Below are 19,781 nucleotides of genomic sequence, written 5' to 3' on the forward strand. Positions count from 1 at the left end.
ACGGAAAGGGGCTCGATCGCACCCTTGGTCATCTGTAGCCATGTTCGGTCGGTCTCATGCTGACCCTTCCCGAGTGGACTGACGGCCGGTCAGGCACCGGCGCCGCCCTGGACTCTTGACGGCCAAAGACCGGGGGTGGCGACCGCACACAAGCGGTGGCGTGAGCCTACAGAAGTCACTGCGCCGGGCCCAGAGCGGGACGGGACTTCGCAGCAGGGCGTTCAGGGAACCGCCAGGTACGCGCGCCAGCCGCCGAACGAGGTGATGTCACGGGCACCCTCGACGGCCTCGGGCTCGCAGAGGAAGCCGGTGACGAAGCTGCCGTCCGCGAGTTCCACGCTGCCGAGCGCCATCGGACGGGGCAGCGCCGCGAGGAGCGCGCCCAGTCCCTCGGCGGGCAGTTGCCAGACCTCGGACTCGATCGCGCCACCGCCTTCGCCGACCCGGACCAGACCCGGCTTCGCAGGCAGGGTGTCCAGCGCGTACAGCCGGTAGGCGGCAGCGGTCGTGGTGGCACGGACCAGCCGTCCTCCCACGGCGAGCAGTTGTCCGTTCAGCGGCTGCCCGGACAAGTGGGCACCGATCACCGCGAGCCGCACCGGCGGGGCGCTGAGCAGCCCGGCGATGCGCACGAGCCGCTCGTCCGTGAAGGCCCGGCCGATCAGCATGACACCGAACGGCAGCCCGTTCACCTCGCCCGCGGGAACGGCCACCGCCGCCATGTCGAAGAGGTTGGTCGAGTTGGTGAAGCGGCCCAGCCGGGCATTGGCGCCCAGCGGATCGGCGGCGACCTCCGCGATCGTCGGGTGGCCCGGGGCGGTCGGCAGGAGCAGGGCGTCCGCGCCGCCCAGGGAGGCAAGGGCCCGGGTGCGCAGGGACGCGAGCTTCGCCCGGTCGGCGTAGAGCTGGTGGGCCCGGATCTCCCCGGCCCGGGAGATGATCCCGGCCACGGTCGGATCGAGGTCCGCCGAGCCCGCGTGCGCGTCGACGAAGGCGCCGACGGCGGTGTAGCGCTCGGCGACGAACGCGCCTTCGTACAGCATGGCCGCCGCCTCGGTGAACGGTGCCAGGTCGACCGGGAGCAGTTCGGCGCCCGCGTCGGCGAGCCGGCCTGCCGCCGTCTCGAACGCCTCGGTCCAGCCCGTGTCCATCCGGCCGAGCTGCTCGGGCCCGGGAACGGCGATCCGCCACGGCCCCGGATGCCGGGGCGCCGGCGCCGGACGGGCCGGCGCGGACGGCGCCGAGACGAGGGACAGCGCCAGCTCGGCCTCCGGGAGCGTGCGGGCGAAGACCGTGACGCAGTCGAGCGAGGCACAGGCCGGGACGACGCCCTCGGCCGGGACCAGCCCGATGGTCGGTTTGAGGCCGACGATGCCGTTGAAGGCCGCCGGGACCCGCCCCGAGCCCGCGGTGTCCGTGCCGAGCGCGATGTCGGCGATGCCGAGCGCCACGGAGACCGCCGAGCCGGACGAGGAGCCGCCGGACACGCGCTGGGGGTCGACGGCGTTGCGGACAGCGCCGTACGGGCTGCGGGTGCCGACCAGGCCGGTCGCGAACTGGTCGAGGTTCGTGGTGCCGAGGACCACGGCGCCCGCGGCCTTCAGACGGGCCACGGCCGGGGCGTCGGCGTCCGGCCGGTACGCGTAGGCGGGGCAGCCGGCAGTGGTCGGCAACCCGGCCACGTCGATGTTGCCCTTGACCGCGAACACCGTCCCGGCCAGCGGCAGCCGGTCACCGGCGGCGGCCTTCGCGTCGACCGCGGCGGCGTCCGCCTCCGTCTCGGCCTGCGGGCGCAGGCCGATCCACACCTCGGGCCGGTCCACCTGCGCGATGCGCGCGTAGGCGGCGCGCACCCGTTCCACTGCGGAGATCACGCGGCTGCCTCCACGGTCTCGACGGGAGCGAGGACGACGAGCGCGGCGCCCGCCTCCACCTGGCTGCCCGGCCTGGTCAGGATCTCCGCGACGATGCCGTCGGCGGGGGAGGTCACACGGGACTCCATTTTCATCGCCTCGAGCGCGAGGAGAGGCTGTCCGGCCGACACGCGGTCGCCGACCTCCACGTCGACCTGCCAGACGGAGGCGGTGAACTCGGCCTCGACCAGGTGGCCGCCCGCGGGGGTCTCGACATCGGTGACCGGCGGGACGACCTCCGCGGCCGTCTCGGCACGGGCGAACTCGCCCGCCGCCTCCCAGGCGTCGCGTTCGGCGCCGAAGGCCGCCCTCTGCCGGGCCCGGAACTCGGCGATCGGCCCGGCGTTCTCGGCGAGGAACCGCTGGTACTCGGCGAGCGAGAAGGAACCCTCCTCGATTCTCGGTACGAACCGGCCGGACGTGATGTCCGCACGCAGTTCGAGGAGTTCGTCCGCCTCGACGGGGTACCACCTGATCCGGTCGAAGAACCGCAGCAGCCAGGGCCTGCCCGGCTCGAAGGCGCCGCGCTGCTGCCAGCCCGACCACACCTGCGTGGTGCGGCCGACGAACTGGTAGCCGCCGGGGCCCTCCATGCCGTAGACGCACAGGTACGCGCCGCCGATGCCGACCGAGTTCTCGGCGGTCCAGGTGCGGGCCGGGTTGTACTTGGTGGTGACCAGCCGGTGCCGCGGGTCCAGCGGCGTGGCGACCGGCGCGCCCAGGTACACGTCCCCCAGGCCCATGACCAGGTACTCGGCGTCGAAGACGGTGCGGTACACGTCGTCGACCGTCTCCAGGCCGTTGACGCGGCGGATGAACTCGATGTTCCAGGGGCACCACGGGGCGTCGCCGCGCACGCCCGCCATGTAGCGGGCGATGGCCTCCCGGGTCGCCGGGTCGTCCCAGGACAGGGGCAGATGGACGATCCTGCTGGGTACCACCAGCTCGTCGGTGGCGGGGAGTTCCGCCTCCACCCGCCGGGCCGTCTCGAGGAGTTCGTGCTGCGGCAGGACGTCGGGGTCCGCCTGCACCTGGAGGGAGCGGATGCCGGGGGTCAGGTCGACGATGCCGTCGAGCCGCTCCCCGGCCAGCGCCTCCGCGAGCGCGTGGATCCGCATGCGCAGCGCCAGGTCCAGCTGCATCGGCCCGTACTCGATGAGGAGGTTGTCGTCGCCGCTGCGCCGGTACGTGACCGACGGGCGGGTCCCCGTGCGCGCCAGTCGGGCGAGGATGCCGCCGTCGACGATGGCCCCGCGATCGGCGCGCGGTGCCGCGGCCGGGTTCCGCCGCAGCACGGCGGCCGCCTCGGTGGTGACGGGGACGAAGCGGACCGAGTCGCCGGGGCGGAGCTGGCCGAGCTTCCAGCGCTGTCCGGTCACGACCGTCGCCGGGCAGACGAAGCCGCCCAGGGAGGGCCCGTCGGGTCCGAGCAGGACGGGCATGTCGCCGGTGTAGTCGACGGCACCGACGGAGTACGGCGTGTCGTGGATGTTGGACGGGTGCAGGCCGGCCTCGCCGCCGTCCGAGCGGGCCCACCGCGGCTTGGGGCCGACGAGGCGTACACCGGTGCGCGCCGAGTTGAAGTGCACTTTCCAGTCCGCGGTGTAGAAGTCGCGGATGTCGTCGTCGGTGAAGAACTCGGGGGCGGCGTGCGGGCCTTCGACCGCGCCGATGTGCCACTCGCCGGTGAAGGCCGGGCGCCGGTCGAGGGGAACGGCCCGGGTGCCCGGGCGCTGTTCGCCGCCGTGCAGGACGTCGCCCGCGCGCAGGGCACGGCCGCCGTGCCCACCGAACCGGCCGAGGGTGAAGGTGGCCGCGCTGCCCAGGAATTCCGGTACGTCCAGGCCGCCGGCGAACAGCAGGTAGGTGCGCAGACCGTGCTCGCCGGGCGCCCCGACGGCCAGGGTCTGCCCGGCCTCCACGGTGACCGGCTTCCACTGCTGTGCGGCGACGCCGTCGATCGTCACCGGTGCGGGAGCGCCCGTGACGCAGACCGTCGTCGGGTGGGTGAAGCGGAGGGAGGGGCCCTGCAGGGTGCACTCGAGGCCGGGCGCGCCCTCGGCGTTGCCGAGCGCGGTGTTGCCGAGCCGGAAGGACAGGTCGTCCATCGGTCCGCACGGCGGGACGCCGACCTGCCAGTGACCGGTGCGTCCCGGCCAGTCCTGGACCGTGGTCAGGGTGCCCGGCGCGACGACCTCGATGCGCGGCGTCGGGTCGCTGATCCCGGCGAGCGAGGCGGTGGAGTGGACCGCCCGGCGCACATCGGCGTCCCCGAGCGCGGCCCGCACCAGGCCGAGGTTGGTCTCGATGCCGTCGAGGCGGGTCGCGGCGAGCGCGGCTTCCAGCCGGTCGAGCGCCTCGGCGCGGTCGGCGCCGTACGCGACGACCTTGGCGAGCAGCGGGTCGTACGAGGTCGTGACCTCGGTGCCGGTCTCCACCCAGGTGTCGACGCGGACATCGGAGGGGAAGGCGACGTGGGTCAGCAGGCCCGCGCTCGGGCGGTGGTCGCGGGACGGGTCCTCGGCGTAGATGCGTGCCTCGACGGCGTGGCCCTTCGGCGCCGGGGGTGCGGTGACGACCGCGGTGTCGCCCTGCGCGAGGCGCAGCATCCACTCGACGAGGTCGATACCGTGGATCTCCTCGGTGACCGGATGTTCCACCTGGAGGCGGGTGTTGACCTCAAGGAAGTACGCCTCTTCCTCGCCGGCGTCGTACACGAACTCGACCGTGCCTGCGGAGCGGTAGCGCACGGAGGCGCACAGATCGCGGGCCGCGGTGCTCAGTTGCTCGCGAACCGGGTCCGGAAGACTCGGCGCGGGGGCCTCCTCCAGGACCTTCTGGTTGCGGCGCTGCAGCGTGCAGTCGCGGTCGCCGAAGGTGACGACGCGGCCCTCGCCGTCGCCGAACACCTGCACCTCGACGTGGCGGGCGGACTCGACGAGCCGTTCCAGGAAGACGCCGGCGGAGGAGAAGGAGGCGGCTGCCAGGCGCTGCACCCGCTCCCAGGCGCCGGCGAGGTCGTCGGCGCCGTGGCACGCCTGCATGCCGATACCGCCACCGCCGCCGGTCGCCTTGAGCATCACCGGGTAGCCGATCTCCTCGGCCGCCGCGAGAGCCGCGTCCACGTCGGGCAGCAGCCCGGTGCCGGGGGCGAGGGGCACGCCCGCCGCGTGGGCGGCGGCGCGCGCGGTGTGCTTGGCGCCGAACAGCTCCAGCTGTTCGGGGGTGGGGCCGACGAAGACCAGGCCCGCTTCGGCGCAGCGGCGGGCGAAGCCGGCGTCCTCGGAAAGAAAGCCGTAACCGGGGTGGACGGCGCCCGCTCCGGTGTCCTTTGCGGCCCGCAGGACCAGGCCGGCGTCGAGGTAGGAGTCCTTGGCGGGTGCCGGGCCGAGCCGTACGGCCTCGTCGGCCAGCCGGACGTGTTCGGCCCCGCGGTCCGGGTCGGAGTACACCGCGACGGTGCGCAGGCCGAGCCGGCGGGCGGTGCGGATGATGCGCGAGGCGATCTCTCCGCGGTTGGCGACCAGCAGGGTGTCGAACGTCATGGGGTGCGGCTCCCGTCCGGCTCCGTGATGGTCGTCTGCAGGGCGCTCGGGTCGAAACCGTTGCAGGGGTTGTTGATCTGCGGGCAGTTGGAGAGCAGCACGAGCACGTCGGTCTCGGCACGCAGCACGACTCGCAGGCCCGGGGCCGAGATGCCGTCGACGATGCCGAGGGTGCCGTCCGCCTCGACCGGCACGTTCATGTACCAGTTGACGTTGGACACCAGGTCGCGCTTGCCCAGGCCGTGCTTGCCGCCCTCGGCGAGGAAGTTCTCCACGCAGGCGTGCTGCGACCAGGTGTGGTGTCCGTAGCGGAGGGTGTTGGACTCCTTGGAGCAGGCGCCGCCGACGGTGTCGTGCCGACCGCAGGTGTCCTCGACGACGGTCATCAGCGGGGTGTGCTCGCTGGACAGCAGCACCGAGCCGGTGGTCAGGAAGATGCCGCCCTGGGCCTGGATGGTGTCGGGGGCGCTGTAGCGCACGGAGGTGTCGTGCGCGTCGTAGGCGAGGAAGTCCGCGGCCTGGTTGCCGTACAGGTCGGTGATGGCCAGCAGTTGGCCCTTGCGGACGACGGCGGACCAGGCGGCGCGGGCGGGGACGGTACGGTCGGCGAGAATGCGTCCGGCGGCGGCGCTGGTCATGCGATCCCCCTGGCGGTGAGGTGCTCGGCGGTGTTGAGGAAGGCGCGGCGGCCCTCGGGCGTCGCGTCCCACAGCGCGTCGCCGGGGCCGGTCGGCCGGGACCGGTACGCGAGGACCTCCAGAGGCCCGCAGACGTACGTGGGGCGCGGGTCCAGTGGATGCGGCACGTTGGCGATCAGCACGGTCAGCGGCTGCTCGGCGCGCAGTGTCACGTACGTGCCGGCGCCCGCGGAGCCCGTGAACCCGGTGGTGCCGTCCTCGGCGATCCGTACCCCCTGGAAGAAGGAGACGGACGGCGGGATGTCCCGCGGGCCGAGGCCGTTCTTGAGGGCCGCGAGCTTGAACAGCTCACGCCCGGCCGGGGAGGAGGACCGGCAGGACCCGTCCCCGTAGCGCACGGTGTTGCGGACGAGGGTGGAGGTGCCGGTGAGGGCGTCGTGCCGGCCTGAGGTGTCCTCGGTGACGGAGGCGAGGACACGGCCCTGGTCGGACAGGAGCAGCCGCCCCTCGCCGAGGTACGCGTTCCAGAGCACCTTGACCGTGTCGGCCACGTTCAGCCGTTCCCAGGGGCGGTCGGCGCTGTACAGCAGGACGTGAGCGCACGCGTCGCCGGTGAGGTCGGTCAGCCGCAGTTCGGTGCCCCGCGCGAGGACCTTGTGGGTGTAGTTGCCGCCCGCCACGGTCTCGGCCCACACGAGGTCCTCGGCGGCGATGCCCTCCGGGGGCGCCGGCCAACTGCTCGCGGGCAGTACGGGCATGGTCGCGGACCTCGTGCCCTCCTGGGCGCGGGCATGGTCCCTGGCACCACGGGCCGACGCTGTCGCTGACGGTGTCGTCACTGCTGAACCTCCGGCTCGGCGCTATTTCTGTCGTACGACAGAAACTAGAGGCGCGGCGAGTCCCGGCCGTTGCCCGGGCGTTACGGCGCGGTAACCGGCACCTCACCCGGGCAGCTCGCCGTGCGGGGACCTCGCGGGCCTGTGCGAGGATCACGGGGTGAGCCCGTCCACGAGCAGAAGAGTCGGCCGCCCACGTGCCCAGGAGCGTCCCGCCAGTGGGCTGGAGCCGCGGGAAGAGGTGCTGGCCGTCGCGGCCGAACTGTTCACCACGCAGGGCTACACCGCGACCTCCACCCGTGCGGTCGCCGAGCGGGCCGGTCTGCGCCAGGCCTCGCTCTACCACTACTTCGACGGCAAGGAAGCGATCCTCGCGGCCCTCCTCGAGGGGACCGTCCGCCCCTCCCTGGAGGTCGCGCGCGAGCTGGTGGCCCGTACCGCGGCGGCCGCGGAGGCGCGGCTGTGGGCCCTGTGCCGCTCGGACGTCATGCTGCTGTGCCGCGGCCCGCACAACCTGGGAGCCCTCTATCTCCTCCCCGAGGCGCAGACGGAGCGTTTCGCCGTCTTCCACCGGATCCGGACCGAACTGAAGGCGGTCTACGGCGAGTTGCTGGCGGGTACGGAGCCGGGCGGGACGCTCGGTGCGGCGGAGCTCGGGCTCCGTACGGACCTCGTCTTCGGCCTCACCGAAAGCGTGATCCTCGTTCGGCGGGCCGACCCCGCCCGCGCCCCGCTGACCCTCGCGGTGGCGACGGCCGACGCGGCGCTGCGGATCGCGGGCGTGCCGCAGCGCTCCCTGGCACGACTGCGCCGCGAGGGGGAGGGGCTCCTCGCGGCGCTGGGCTGACGACGCCCTCGGGGCGTGTGTCCCCGTCAGATCCGTACGGCTTCGGCCGGGTCCCTGCCGCCAGGTCCCTCCGCCGCCGGGGCAGCCCCTCCGCGACGGCGGTGGACCGCACCGGCGGCGATGGTGGCGGCGACGAACAGGACGGTGAACCACTGGAAGTACCAGTGGCCACCCGCCGGGTCGTACACCGCGGGGCGGGGCCAGGACAGATTGACCGTCATGAACAGTCCGTAGACGACCGCGAGCGCGTTGACGGGCAGGCCCCAGCGGCCGAGGGAGAACAGCGGCCGGCCGAGCTCGTCCCGGTCGCCGGCGTCCGCCGTCGGCCACCGGCCCTTCAGCCGCCGGACCAGCATGGGCGCCGTGACCCCGGCGTACGCGAGATACAGCATCGCGATGCATGTGGTGCCGATGGCCACGAACGCCTCCGGGGATGCGAGGCTGAGCAGCGCGAGCGCCGCGGCCAGGCCGCCGACCACCAGGGCGGGCAGGAAGGGCATGCCCGTGCGCGGCGAGACCTTCGCCAGCCGGGAGGAGAAGGGCAGCATTCCGTCGCGCGCCATCGAGAACAGCATCCGGGTGCCCGCGGTCTGGATGGCGAGCGTGGCCACACAGATGGCGACCGCCACGTCGGCGAGGAGCACCTTGCCCACGACGCTGCCCAGGCTGCTGGTGAGGACGTAACTGAGCCCCTCGGTGGCGAGGCGGCCGTCGGAGAGGCTGGGCGCGGCGAGGAGGCCGCCGAGCAGCAGCAGGCCGCCCAGAGCGCCCGCCGCGGCGAGGGCGCCGAGGATGGTGCGCGGAGCAGTGCGGCGCGGGTTGAGGGTCTCCTCGCTCATCTCGCCCGCGCTGTCGAAGCCGATGAGCACGTATGCCGCGGTGAACGAGCCAACTAGCAGCGCCCCCACCGGGCCGCCCTGGCCGCCCGTCCGCAGTGTGACGCCGGCACCACGCTCGGCGTGAGTGAACAGCAGCGCGACGATGAGGATCGCGCCGACGATCTCGGCGGTGACGCCGACCCTGTTGACGGCGGACATGATGCGGTTGTCGAGGACGTTCACGACCGTGCTCAGCACCAGGAGGACCAGGGCCAGGAGGGCGGCGTTGGCCGCCCCGGTCGGGGTGGTGGGCGCAGCGTCGCCGCCGACGAGCTGGAGACCGGACCAGATCGGGGGCAGCACGACCTGCAGCGCGAGCGCCGCGGCGGCGACCACGACCACTTGGCCGACGACCATGACCCAGCCCGTGAACCAGCCGAAGGCCGGGCTGCTCATCCGGGTCGACCACTGGTAGATCGCCCCGGAGATGGGGTAACGGGCGGCGAGTTCGGCGAAACAGGCGGCGACGAGGAGCTGGCCGATGAGCACGGCCGGCCAGGTCCACAGGAACCGCGGGCCGCCGAAGGAGTAACCGAAGGAGAAGAACTGGAAGACCGTGGTGAGGACGGAGATGAAGGAGAACCCGGCGGCGAAGGAGGCGTACCGCCCCATCTGCCGCCGCAGCTCCTGGCGGTAGCCGAAGGTGGCGAGGGTGCCGTCGTCCGTGGCGCCGGCGGACGGAGGCGGCGGCGGTGCGGGATCGGTGGTCACGGTCATGTCGGTCCCCTGTCGCGGAGGCGTGGTCCTGCAACGTTCCTGTCGTGTGACAGAAATTAGGAACGCGCCGTTTCCGCCGGGTGTCGCGACCGTGTCCGCGCCGTTAGTGACTTCTCTTCGCCTGCCGGACCCGATCGGCCTCGCCAAGCATGCGCCGCCGCCCACTGGTTGAGCAGGCGGACACGGCGGACGCGCACCGCCACGCCCGTCCCGCCGGCGCCGGCGGGACGGGCGTCCGCGAGGCGGGCCAGACCGGTCTCGACGTCCTCATCGCCGACGGCCACGCCGGTGCGGTGACCGCCGGCCAGGTCGACGAGGTGGTACCCCTCCCCGCACACGTCCAGCGCGCCGGCCGCGGGCCGGTGGCGCACGGCCGCTCGAAGCGACGGCCCCACCGGCAGCCGGTCCGCGTCCTGGAGGCCGGGCTGTACACCCGCGCCCGCGGACTGCAGGAGCTCGGCGAAGGTCGCCCGATCCGGGCGTCCGCGTACGCGCCGCGTCCCTCAGTCCGGCGGGCCGGTCAGGGACTGCTCCGCCCAGATGACCTTCCCGCCGGGTGCGAAGCGGGTCCCCCAGCGGTCGGTGAACTGGGAGACCAGCAACAGCCCGCGGCCGCCCTCGTCCATGGCGCGCGGATGGCCCAGATGGGGAGCGGTAGCGCTGCCGTCGGACACCTCGCACACCAGGGTGCGGCCCCTGATCAGCCGGAGCCGGACGGGAGCCGCCGCGTGCCGGATGGCGTTGGTGACCAGCTCACTGACGACCAGTTCGGTGATGAATGCCAGCTCGCCCAGCCCCCACTCGGTCAGCTGCCGGGTGGCCTCCTTGCGGGCGTCGGCGACCACGGCCGGATCGGCGGGCAGGTCCCACGCGGCGACCCGATCGGCGCCGAGCAGCCTGGTCCGGGCCATCAGCAGGGCCACGTCGTCGTGCGGCCGGTCCGGGACCAGAGCGTCGACCACGGCCCGGCAGCGCATGTCCAGCGTGGCGCCCGGCCGTTCCAGCGCGCGGCGCAGCCGTTCGCGGCCCGCTGCGAGCGTCCCGTCCTCGTCCCCGTGGATCAGCAGCCCGTCGGTGTGCAGGGCCAGCGTGCTGCCCTCGGCCAGAGCCAGCTCGACCGCTTCGAAGGGCGGACCGCCCGCCCCCAGCGGCGGCCCCTGCGGCAGGTCGACGAAGCCTGCGATGCCGTCGGGCCGGACCACGGCCGGCGCGGGATGGCCCGCGGCGGCCATCGTGCACTGCCCGTCGACGGGGTCGTAGACGACGTACACGCACCCGGAGCCCACCGCCTGCTCACCGGCGGTCGCCGAGGCGCCGGGGACCACCCCTTCCTCGCGGGCCGTGCGCGTGACCAGGTCGTCGAGGTGCGCGAGGACCTCCTCCGGCGGCAGATCGAGCGCCGCGAGGGTACGCACGCCGGTACGCAACCGCCCCATGGCCGCCGCGGCGTCGATGCCGTGCCCCGGCACCTCGCCCACGACCAGGGCCACGCGCGCGCCGGACAGCGGGATGACGTCGTACCAGTCGCCGCCGAGGCCGGTCAGTTCGTCGGCGGGCCGGTAGCAGGCGGCCACCTCCACCGCGTCCTGCTCGGGCAGCCGGTGCGGCAGCAGGCTGCGCTGCAGGACCAGGGCCGCGTCCCGCTCCCGGGTGTAGCGGCGGGCGTTGTCCACGCAGACCGCCGCCCGGGACACCAGGTCCTCGGCGAGGTTCAGGTCGTCCTCGTCGAACGGGTCCTGGCGCCGGCGCCGGAAGAAGGTGGTGACCCCCATCGAGACGCCCCGCGCGCGGAGGGGCACGATCATCACGCTGTGCAGACCCAGCTCCAGGAAGGTGGCCGCCCGGCCGTCCGGGACGTCCGTGGCCCAGTCCACGGCCAGCGGGTCGAGCCGCTCCTCGCGCCATGACCGGCCCGTGGCCAGGGAGCGGACCGGGGGCGATCCGGCGAGGTAGGTCGCCACTTCACCGATCTCCACGACGGCCTCGGGGACCCCCGGGTCCACCGACTGGTGCCCGGCCCGCCGCAGCGGTACCGGGTCCGTGCCGCGCGCCGGCCCCGGCTCGGGCTCGGCGCCCCGCAGCACGGACTCCAGCAGGTCCACGCTGACGAAGTCGGCGAAGTCCTGCACGCAGACGTCGGCCAGCTCCTGCGCGGTCCGCACGATGTCCAGCGTGCGGCCGATCTGCTCGCCGGCCCGGTCGAGCAGGGCCAGTCGCCGGCGCGCACGGTGCCGGTCGCTGATGTCGACGACCGTGTAGTAGACGCCCATCGGGTGGCCCTGGTCGTCGTCCAGGCGGGTGAACGACATCATGTGGGCCGTCTCGCGGTGCGGCGCGGATCTCACCTGGCCCACGTGCTCGTACCCCACCACCGGCCGGCCGGTCTTCAGCACGCGCCGCATCTGCGCCTCGATGCCCTCGGAGTCGATGCCCGGCTGGATCTCCGCCAGCCGTCGCCCCAGCCGCTCGCGCGCGGAACCGCCGCCGTACCGCTCCAGGGCTGCGTTCGACCAGACGCACCGCAGATCGGTGTCCACGATCGCGATGCCGACGGGGGACTCGGTGACCATCTGCTCCAGCACCGCACGGCTCATGTCCCAGCCGCGCGACTCGGCGAGGTCGGAGATCAGAACCAGCCACTGCGGCGCGCCACCGGGATCCGTCGCCGGTGTGATCCGCACCATCACCCGGACCGGCTGCCCGTCCTTGTGCCGTACGTTCAGCAGCCCCGCCCAGCCGTCGTCCCTGCGGCACCGCTCGGCCAGCTCGGGCACCCGTGCCGCGTCCTCGGCGGACAGCAGGCGGGTCGCCCTGGCGCCCACCACCTCGGCGGCCGTGTACCCGAGCAGCCGCTGGGCGCCCTCCGTCCAGCTCGTCACCACGCCCTGTTCGTCGAGCAGCAAAGGAGCGGCATCGGCCACGTCGTACCGCTGCCGGGCGGCGTCCTGCTCCTCGTACGCACTCACGGCCGACCTCTCTGTAGCTGAGAGTGGTCTACCCCCTCTTGGCTCAATCTTCACCCTCAGGGCATCGGGTGGAGGCGTACAACCGGGCACCGTACCGCCGAGTGGGGGGGGCGGCCTGTGGCCCCCCCGGAGGTCACGAGCCCAGCACCGTCTCCAGTGCCGCCAGCGCGGACCGCAGTTCCTCGGCCGTGATGGTCAGCGGTGGCGCGAGGCGGATCGTGGAACCGTGGGTGTCCTTCACCAGGACTCCCTCGCGCATCAGCCGCTCGCTGACCTCACGCCCGGTGCCGATCGCCGGGTCGACGTCGACGCCCGCCCACAGCCCGCGCGACCGGAAGCCGACCACGCCCCGGCCGACCAGCTCGGTCAGCCCGTCCCGCAGGACCACGCCCAGCTCGGCGGCCCGGCGCTGGAACTCACCGGTCTCCAGCAGCTCGACCACGGCCGTGCCGACCGCTGCCGCGAGCGGGTTGCCGCCGAACGTCGAGCCGTGCTCGCCCGGGTGCAGCACACCCAGCACCTCACGCCGGGCCACCACCGCCGACACCGGTACGATCCCGCCGCCCAGTGCCTTGCCGAGCAGCAGCACGTCCGGGACGACGTCCTCGTGCTCGACGGCGAAGGTGCGTCCGGTGCGGCCGAGGCCCGACTGGATCTCGTCGGCGACGAACAGACAGCCCTTGCGGCGGGTCAGCTCCCGCACCCCGGCGAGATAGCCGTCGTCGGGGACGACAACCCCGGCCTCGCCCTGGACGGGCTCGAGCAGCACCGCCGCCGTGGTCTCGTCGACGGCCTCCTCCAGCGCGGCCAGGTCGTTGTACGGCACGATCCGGAAGCCGGGCGTGAAGGGGCCGAAACCCGCCCGGGCCGTCTCGTCCGTGGAGAAGCTGACGATGGTCGTGGTACGCCCGTGGAAGTTCTCCGCCGCGACCACGACGGTCGCCCGGTCCGCGGGGACGCCCTTCACGTCGTAGGCCCACTTGCGGGCCACCTTGATGCCGCTCTCCACCGCCTCCGCGCCGGTGTTCATCGGCAGCACCATGTCCAGTCCGGTCAGCTCCGCGAGCCGCTCGGCGAACTCCGCGAGCCGGTCGTTGTGGAATGCGCGGGAGGTCAGCGTCAGCTGGTCGAGCTGGCGGTGCGCGGCCTCGATCAGCGCCGGGTGCCGGTGGCCGAAGTTCAGCGCCGAGTAGCCGGCGAGCATGTCGAGGTAGCGGCGGCCCTCGACGTCCTCCACCCAGGTGCCCTCGGCGCGGGCGACGACCACCGGCAGCGGGTGGTAGTTGTGCGCGAGGACCGGCTCCTCGGCACGGATCAGGTCGGCGGACGTACGCGTGCGCGTGGGTGCGGTCATCAGCGGATCTCCTGGGTGCAGCACTTGATGCCACCGCCGGCCTTGTGGAACTCCGACAGGTCGACGGGGACGGGGGCGTAACCGTGGCCGGCGAGGCGTTCGGCGAGCGCCTCGGCCTGGGGGGCGATGAAGACGTGGCGGCCGTCGGAGACGGAGTTCAGGCCGAACGCCATCGCGTCCTCGCGGGTGGCGAGCACCGCGTCCGGGTACAGGCGCCGCAGCACCTCGCGGCTGCCCGCGGAGAACGCCTCCGGGTAGTAGCAGATGTTGTCGTCGTCCAGCACGAACAGCGCCGTGTCCAGGTGGTAGAAGTACGGGTCCACCAGGGTCAGGCCGATCACCGGATGGCCGAGGAACTCCTGCGCCTCGCGATGCGCCTCCCGGGTGGTGCGGAACCCGGTGCCGGCGAGCACGTACCGGCCCGTCCACACCAGGTCGCCCTCGCCCTCGGTCACCGCTTCCGGGCGGTAGACGTCGTAACCGGCTGCCTTGAACCAGGTGTCGTAGTGCAGCGACTCCGGGCGGCGCTCCGGTGCGTGGAACAGGGAGCCGAACACCCGGCCGCCGACCACGAACGCCGCGTTGGCGGCGAAGACCATGTCGGGCAGGCCGGGCACCGGCTCGAGCGACTCGACGGTGTGGCCGTGGGAGCGGTAGGTGCGGATCAGCGTCTGCCACTGGTCCCGGGCGAGGTCCACGTCGACGGGCTTGTCCGGGTGCATCCACGGATTGATCGCGTACTGCACGGCGAAATGTCTGGGTTCACAGACGAGAAAGCGCCGAGGGCGCTGTACACGGCTTTCGGACACAGAGGGTTTCCTCCGCTTTGCGGTATGTCACTGGGGGTGCACACCACGGTAGAAAGGGAGGCAGACGGCCGACAAGCAAAAAAAGCTGCGTAGATGCGCAGCATCGCTGCGTTTCTTGCGGCATGCGCGCACTGTTCCTGCGGCTGCTCCGTGTCACTCGGGCGCGGGGTGGGTGGCGCCCGCTTCCAGGCTTTCCGGCAGAAGGTGGGACAGCACCATCACGCTGATCGTCTTCCGGATGAACGGCTCGACCCGGATCCGCTCCAGCACCTCCTCGAAGTGCTCCACGTCCCGTGCCCGCACGTGGAGCAGTGCGTCGGCGCCTCCGGTGACCGTCATGGCCGCGGTGATCTCCGGATGGTTGCGCACGACCTCCGCCAGCCGCCGGGGCGGGGCGGCGCCCTCGCAGTACACCTCGACGTACGCCTCCGTGCGCCAGCCGAGCGCCGAGGGCTTCACCGTTGCCGTGAACCCGGTGATCACCCCGGTCTCCCGCAGCCGGTCCACGCGCCGCTTCACCGCGGTCGCGGACAGCCCGATGCCCGCGCCGATCTCGGCGAAACTGGTCCGGGCGTTCGCCATCAGCGCGGTGACGATCTTGCGGTCGAGGTCGTCGAAGGAGGGTGTCCTGCTGTTCATGCGGGCACTGTAGTCAGCCCGCGCCGGAAGGCCGTCCCTACGACTGCGTGACGACCATGGCGAGCGTCAGCAGGCCCAGGACCACCCATCCGAACCACAGCCAGCCGTTGCTGCCGAGCGCGACCGTGTAGGCGGTCACGACGACGAGCCCGCCGACCGTGAGAGCCCCCATCGCCTTGGTGGAACCGTTCGTGGAACCGGGCATCGCGACACCCTCCTCTTGGTCCGTCCATGACCATGGTGCCCCGATTTCCCCCCGGACGGGACGGCTCCGGTCGCAGCACTAGCTCTCGCGTGCGTTCAGCGAGGCCAGGTAGGCGTTGTACGCCTCCAGCTCCTTGTCGCCGTCCCGGTCGGCGGCCCGGTCCGTGCGCTTGGCCTGCCGCTGTTCCGAGCGGTACCACTGGAACAGCAGCGCGATCAGCACCAGCACGGACGGGATCTCGCTGAACGCCCAGGCGATGCCGCCGGCCGCGGTCTGGTCGGCCAGCGCGTCGATGCCGAGCGAGGCCGGCGGGTTCTTGAACGTCTCCACCATCGGCGTCGACGCCATCATCAGCGCGATGCCGAAGAACGCGTGGAACGGCATGCCCGCGAAAAGCTCCAGCATCCGCATCACGTAACCGGGCCGGCGCGGGCCCGGGTCGACGCCCATGATCGGCCAGAAGAACACCACACCGACCGCCAGGAAGTGCACCATCATCGCGACGTGCCCCGCCTTGGACCCCATCAGGAAGTCGAACAGCGAGGTGAAGTACAGGGCGTACAGGCTCGCGATGAACAGCGGGATCGTGAACGCCGGGTGGGTGATGATCCGCATGTACCGGCTGTGCAGCAGCGCCAGCAGCAGCTCGCGCGGCCCCTTGCGGCCCTTGCCGGCGGCCGGCAGCGCCCGCAGGGCCAGGGTGACCGGCGCGCCGAGCAGGATCAGGATCGGCGACAGCATGCTGATGACCATGTGCTGCACCATGTGCACGCTGAACATCACCATGCCGTAGTCGTTCAGCTCGGTGCACATCACCAGGGCGACGGTCAGTACACCGACGACGTACGACGCCGTACGGCCGACGGGCCAGGCGTCCCCGCGCCGACGCAGCCGCACCACACCCCAGCCGTACAGGGCGAGCCCGGCGAGGCAGGCCACGAGGAAGAACCGATCCGCCGACCACTGGAGTCCCCGCCCCAGCGTGAACGGCGGCAGATCCATCATCATGCCGTGCCCGCTGTGATCCATCCGGCGGCTCCTGATTCGTGCGGTTGTGCGGTGTCTGTCCACAGCTGTCTGTGTCCGCACCAAGAGTAGAACCGCCCCCGGTCACGACGGTGACCGGGGGCGGTTTGTTCTCGTCCGAACTACCCGGACTACCGCATCACAGGACGCACTCCGCCTCGTCGTACCGCTCCACCGGAACGGTCTTCAGGGTCTCGACGGCCTGCGCCAGGGGCACCATCACGATGTCGGTCCCGCGCAGCGCCGTCATCATCCCGAACTCGCCCCGGTGCACGGCCTCCACCGCGTGCCAGCCGAAGCGGGTCGCCAGCACCCGGTCGTACGCCGTCGGCGTCCCGCCCCGCTGGACATGCCCGAGGATCACCGGCCGGGCCTCCTTGCCGAGCCGCTGCTCCAGCTCGATTGACAGCTGCCGGGCGATGCCGGCGAAGCGCTCGTGGCCGTAGATGTCCTTGCCGCCCTCGTCGAAGTCCATCGAGCCGGCCTTCGGCTTGGCGCCCTCCGCGGCGACCACGATGGCGAACCGCTTGCCCGCCTCGAACCGCTCGCCGACCTTCTTCGTCAACTCCTCGATGTCGAAGGGCCGTTCGGGGACGACGATGGCGTGGGCGCCGGCCGCCATGCCGGAGTGCAGCGCGATCCAGCCGGTGTGCCGGCCCATGACCTCCACGATCAGCACGCGCTGGTGCGACTCGGCGGTGGTCTTCAGCCGGTCCAGGGCCTCCGTCGCCACGGTGACGGCCGTGTCGAAGCCGAAGGTGACATCGGTGACGGCGATGTCGTTGTCGATGGTCTTGGGCACACCCACGATCGGCAGGCCGTTGTCCGACAGCAGCCGGGCCGCCTTCAGTGTGCCCTCACCACCGATCGGGATGATCGCGTCCAGACCGAGTTCCGCGACATGGCCCTTGGCCCGCTCCACACCGTCCCGCAGATGCTCGGGGCGGACCCGGGAAGAGCCGAGGATGGTGCCGCCGCGCGCCAGGATGCCGCCGACGGCGTCGAGGTCGAGCTTCAGATAGTCGCACTCCAGGAGGCCTTTCCAGCCGTCCCGGAAACCGATGACCTCGTCGCCGTGGTCGGCGACGGCACGGTGCACGACGGACCGGATGACGGCGTTCAGGCCGGGGCAGTCGCCGCCGGACGTGAGGACACCAATGCGCATAGCCCGAAATACCTTCTCAACGTGGGCCGGGAGACCGGACCACGTTGTCCGGCGGTTTCCCGGTCACCCTACCGGCGTGAGGGGGTGGCTCCGTAGCGGGCGTCCGCCTGCTGGACGCGCCCGCACATGTGAGCGGACGGGCCGTCAGGCGGGCCCGCTGCGAAGCTGCCGCAGCACGCTGGAATATCGCTGAAGGCAGGCCTAGGCGGGCTGCTGAGCAGCGGCGATGCGCTCGTTGCGGAGCGCGTCGTACCAGCGGTCGTCGATCGGAGGCAGCGCGTTGACGTCGAGTGCCAGCTTCAGCAGCAGGTCGGCGATCTGCGGGTTGCGGGCGAGGACCGGGCCGTGCATGTAGGTACCGAAGACGGTCCCGTTGTACGCCCCTTCCGTGCCGTCCCCGGTGCCGTTTCCCCGGCCGATCTTCACCTGGGCGAGCGGGCGGGCGGTCGGGCCGAGGTGGGTGACGCCCTGGTGGTTCTCGAAACCGGTCAGCTGGGGCAGTCCCAGCTGCGGGTCGATGTCGGCCAGCACGTCACCGACGCACCGCTCGCCCTCGCCGCGCACCGAGACCACGTCGAGCAGGCCGAGGCCCGGCTCACGCTGACCGAGGTCGTTGATGAACTCGTGGCCGAGGATCTGGTAGCCGGCGCAGACGGAGAAGACGATCGCGCCGTTCTGCACGGCCCGCTGCAGATGCCCGTCGCGGCGCAGCCGCTCGGCCGCGAGCCGCTGCGGACGGTCCTCGCCGCCGCCGATCAGGTAGATGTCGCCGGAGGTCGGGATCGGCTGGTCGCTGCGCACGTCGAGCCGGGCCACGTCCAGGCCGCGCTGCCGGGCCCGCCGCTCCACGACGAGCGCGTTGCCCTGGTCGCCGTAGGTGCTCAGCAGGTCCGGGTAGATCCACACCAGCCGCAGTTGGTTGTCGCTCATGAGGTGATCGCCCTTCGAAGATCAGTTGCCGACGCGGCGGCGCAGGTCCTGGAACGCGGTGTAGTTCGCGATGACCTCGATCCGGCCCGGCGGGCACATCTGCACGGCCTCGTCGAGGTCGTCGCAGACCTGGAAGTGCTGGTTCGCGACCTCCAGGCGGACGGCGAGGTCCAGCTTCCGGTCGCCGATCACGAAGATCGGGTGACCGGTCAGCCGGGTGTAGTCGACGTCCCACAGCCAGGAGGTGTCGGTGCCGTCGGCGCCGCGGGCGTTCACGGACAGGATCACCGGCGCGGGCGGCGGGTCGATCAGCGAGAACGTCTCCAGCCAGCCGGCCGGGTTCTTGGCCAGCAGCAGGCGCAGATCCCGGTTCTGGAACTGCACGACGTCATAACGGCCCGCGACCGCCTGCACCTGGTACATCCGCTCCAGGGCGACCTGTGGCGGCACCCCGAAGACGGCGGCGACGGCCGCGGAGGAGGCGGCGTTCGCCTTGTTGGCCCGGCCCGGAAGCTGCAGATGGATGGGCCAGGCGGAGCCGTGCGGGTCGAGCACGTGGTCGCCGGAGAGCGCCCAGGTCGGCGTCGGCCGACGGAACCCGCACTCACCGCAGAACCAGTCGTCGCCCGGGCGCTGCATCACGCCACCGCAGGACGGGCAGGACCAGGCGTCGTCCTTCCACATCTGCCCGGCCGCCACCCACATCACGTTCGGCGACGAGGACGCGGCCCACACCACCAGCGGGTCGTCGCAGTTGGCGACGACGACGGCCTTCGAGCCGGCGAGGCCCTCGCGCCAGTTCTCGGCGAGCATCCGGGTCTCGGCGGCGCGGTCGAGCTGGTCGCGGGAGAGGTTCAGCAGCGCGATGCACTTGGGGTCCGTGTCCCGCGCCACACCGGCCAGGTACTTCTCGTCCACCTCGATGACGCCGAACTTCGCGTCCGAGCCGCCCGCGAGGGCGGAGGTGATACCGGCCGGCATGTTGGCGCCCAGCGCGTTCGACACGACCGGACCCGCGGCGCGCAGCGCCTCGGCGATGAGCCGGGTGGTCGTGGTCTTGCCGTTGGTGGCGGACACCAGGACGACGTCCAGGTTCTGCGCGAGCCGCGCGAGCAGGTCGGGGTCGAGTCTCAGCGCGACCCGGCCACCGATCACCGACCCGCTGCCGCGCCCCGCGGCGCGCGATGCCGCAGCGACCGCCTTGCCCGCGGTCACGGCCAGCTTGGCCCGCGGCGAGAGCGGGTCCGAGTTCCCTGCCATCAGTTCTCGATCCTCCTTGCGTACGCGCCGCGCCTGGGGCCATCCGGCAACGT

General features: G+C 72.4%; 15 protein-coding genes. 1 reads left to right on the forward strand and 14 read right to left on the reverse strand.

The features are described 5' to 3' along the window. Positions 1-221 precede the first annotated feature (221 nt). From atzF to ABZ919_RS27530, 4 genes are read right to left on the reverse strand one after another with little or no spacing between them, the layout of a single operon-like run. Positions 222-1,874: an allophanate hydrolase gene (gene atzF, locus ABZ919_RS27515; RefSeq protein ID WP_361252829.1), complete on the reverse strand. Its 1,653-nt coding sequence runs from the start codon at positions 1,872-1,874 to the stop codon at positions 222-224. Then, entirely contained in the window at positions 1,871-5,458 is a 3,588-nt protein-coding gene (gene uca / locus ABZ919_RS27520; protein WP_361252831.1) for an urea carboxylase, read from the reverse strand. Before uca ends, atzF begins: the two co-directional genes overlap by 4 nt. Further along, on the reverse strand, positions 5,455-6,096 hold the full coding sequence (locus tag ABZ919_RS27525) for an urea amidolyase associated protein UAAP2 (protein WP_361252833.1): 642 nt from the start codon (positions 6,094-6,096) through the stop codon (positions 5,455-5,457). Before ABZ919_RS27525 ends, uca begins: the two co-directional genes overlap by 4 nt. Continuing rightward, on the reverse strand, positions 6,093-6,854 hold the full coding sequence (locus ABZ919_RS27530; RefSeq protein WP_361252835.1) for an urea amidolyase associated protein UAAP1: 762 nt from the start codon (positions 6,852-6,854) through the stop codon (positions 6,093-6,095). The genes ABZ919_RS27525 and ABZ919_RS27530 overlap by 4 nt, the downstream gene beginning before the upstream one ends. 238 nt (positions 6,855-7,092) lie before the next feature. Here ABZ919_RS27530 and ABZ919_RS27535 point away from each other — a divergent pair, with 238 nt between their 5' ends. Beyond that, on the forward strand, positions 7,093-7,779 hold the full coding sequence (locus ABZ919_RS27535) for a helix-turn-helix domain-containing protein (protein WP_361252837.1): 687 nt from the start codon (positions 7,093-7,095) through the stop codon (positions 7,777-7,779). Between the two features lie 26 nt (positions 7,780-7,805). On the opposite strand, the gene ABZ919_RS27540 is transcribed toward ABZ919_RS27535, so the two are convergent. The 10 genes from ABZ919_RS27540 to ABZ919_RS27585 all read right to left on the reverse strand — a co-directional run bounded on the left by ABZ919_RS27540 (position 7,806) and on the right by ABZ919_RS27585 (position 19,728). Beyond that, positions 7,806-9,374: an amino acid permease gene (locus ABZ919_RS27540; protein WP_361252839.1), complete on the reverse strand. Its 1,569-nt coding sequence runs from the start codon at positions 9,372-9,374 to the stop codon at positions 7,806-7,808. A 503-nt stretch (positions 9,375-9,877) separates the two neighbouring features. Then, positions 9,878-12,340 carry a SpoIIE family protein phosphatase gene (locus tag ABZ919_RS27545; protein WP_361252841.1) on the reverse strand — a complete coding sequence of 821 codons (2,463 nt, stop codon included), beginning with the start codon at positions 12,338-12,340 and terminating at the stop codon, positions 9,878-9,880. Positions 12,341-12,473: 133 nt separating this feature from the next. Next, the gene (rocD, locus tag ABZ919_RS27550) at positions 12,474-13,694 is read right to left on the reverse strand and encodes an ornithine--oxo-acid transaminase (protein WP_361252843.1); all 1,221 of its coding nucleotides are present in this window, start codon (positions 13,692-13,694) and stop codon (positions 12,474-12,476) included. Further along, positions 13,694-14,503: a dimethylargininase gene (gene ddaH, locus ABZ919_RS27555; RefSeq protein ID WP_361252845.1), complete on the reverse strand. Its 810-nt coding sequence runs from the start codon at positions 14,501-14,503 to the stop codon at positions 13,694-13,696. Before ddaH ends, rocD begins: the two co-directional genes overlap by 1 nt. 153 nt (positions 14,504-14,656) lie before the next feature. Further along, positions 14,657-15,142, reverse strand: coding sequence for an Lrp/AsnC family transcriptional regulator (locus ABZ919_RS27560; protein WP_361252847.1), 486 nt, complete (start codon positions 15,140-15,142; stop codon positions 14,657-14,659). A gap of 37 nt (positions 15,143-15,179) precedes the next feature. Then, complete coding sequence (locus ABZ919_RS27565) at positions 15,180-15,347, reverse strand: hypothetical protein (protein WP_107093214.1); 168 nt, start codon at positions 15,345-15,347, stop codon at positions 15,180-15,182. Positions 15,348-15,425: 78 nt separating this feature from the next. Beyond that, the gene (locus ABZ919_RS27570; RefSeq protein WP_361252849.1) at positions 15,426-16,376 is read right to left on the reverse strand and encodes a cytochrome c oxidase assembly protein; all 951 of its coding nucleotides are present in this window, start codon (positions 16,374-16,376) and stop codon (positions 15,426-15,428) included. A gap of 136 nt (positions 16,377-16,512) precedes the next feature. Beyond that, on the reverse strand, positions 16,513-17,538 hold the full coding sequence (locus ABZ919_RS27575) for a 6-phosphofructokinase (protein WP_361252851.1): 1,026 nt from the start codon (positions 17,536-17,538) through the stop codon (positions 16,513-16,515). Positions 17,539-17,739: 201 nt separating this feature from the next. Further along, a complete protein-coding gene (locus ABZ919_RS27580) occupies positions 17,740-18,468 on the reverse strand; it encodes a glutamine amidotransferase (protein WP_361252853.1) in 729 nt (242 codons plus the stop codon). A gap of 21 nt (positions 18,469-18,489) precedes the next feature. Next, positions 18,490-19,728 (reverse strand): MurT ligase domain-containing protein, encoded by a 1,239-nt coding sequence (locus ABZ919_RS27585; RefSeq protein WP_361252855.1) that lies wholly within the window; start codon positions 19,726-19,728, stop codon positions 18,490-18,492. Between the last annotated feature and the right edge of the window lie 53 nt (positions 19,729-19,781).

The sequence above is a fragment of the Streptomyces sp. NPDC046759 genome (assembly GCF_040645475.1).
Taxonomy (GTDB): domain Bacteria; phylum Actinomycetota; class Actinomycetes; order Streptomycetales; family Streptomycetaceae; genus Streptomyces.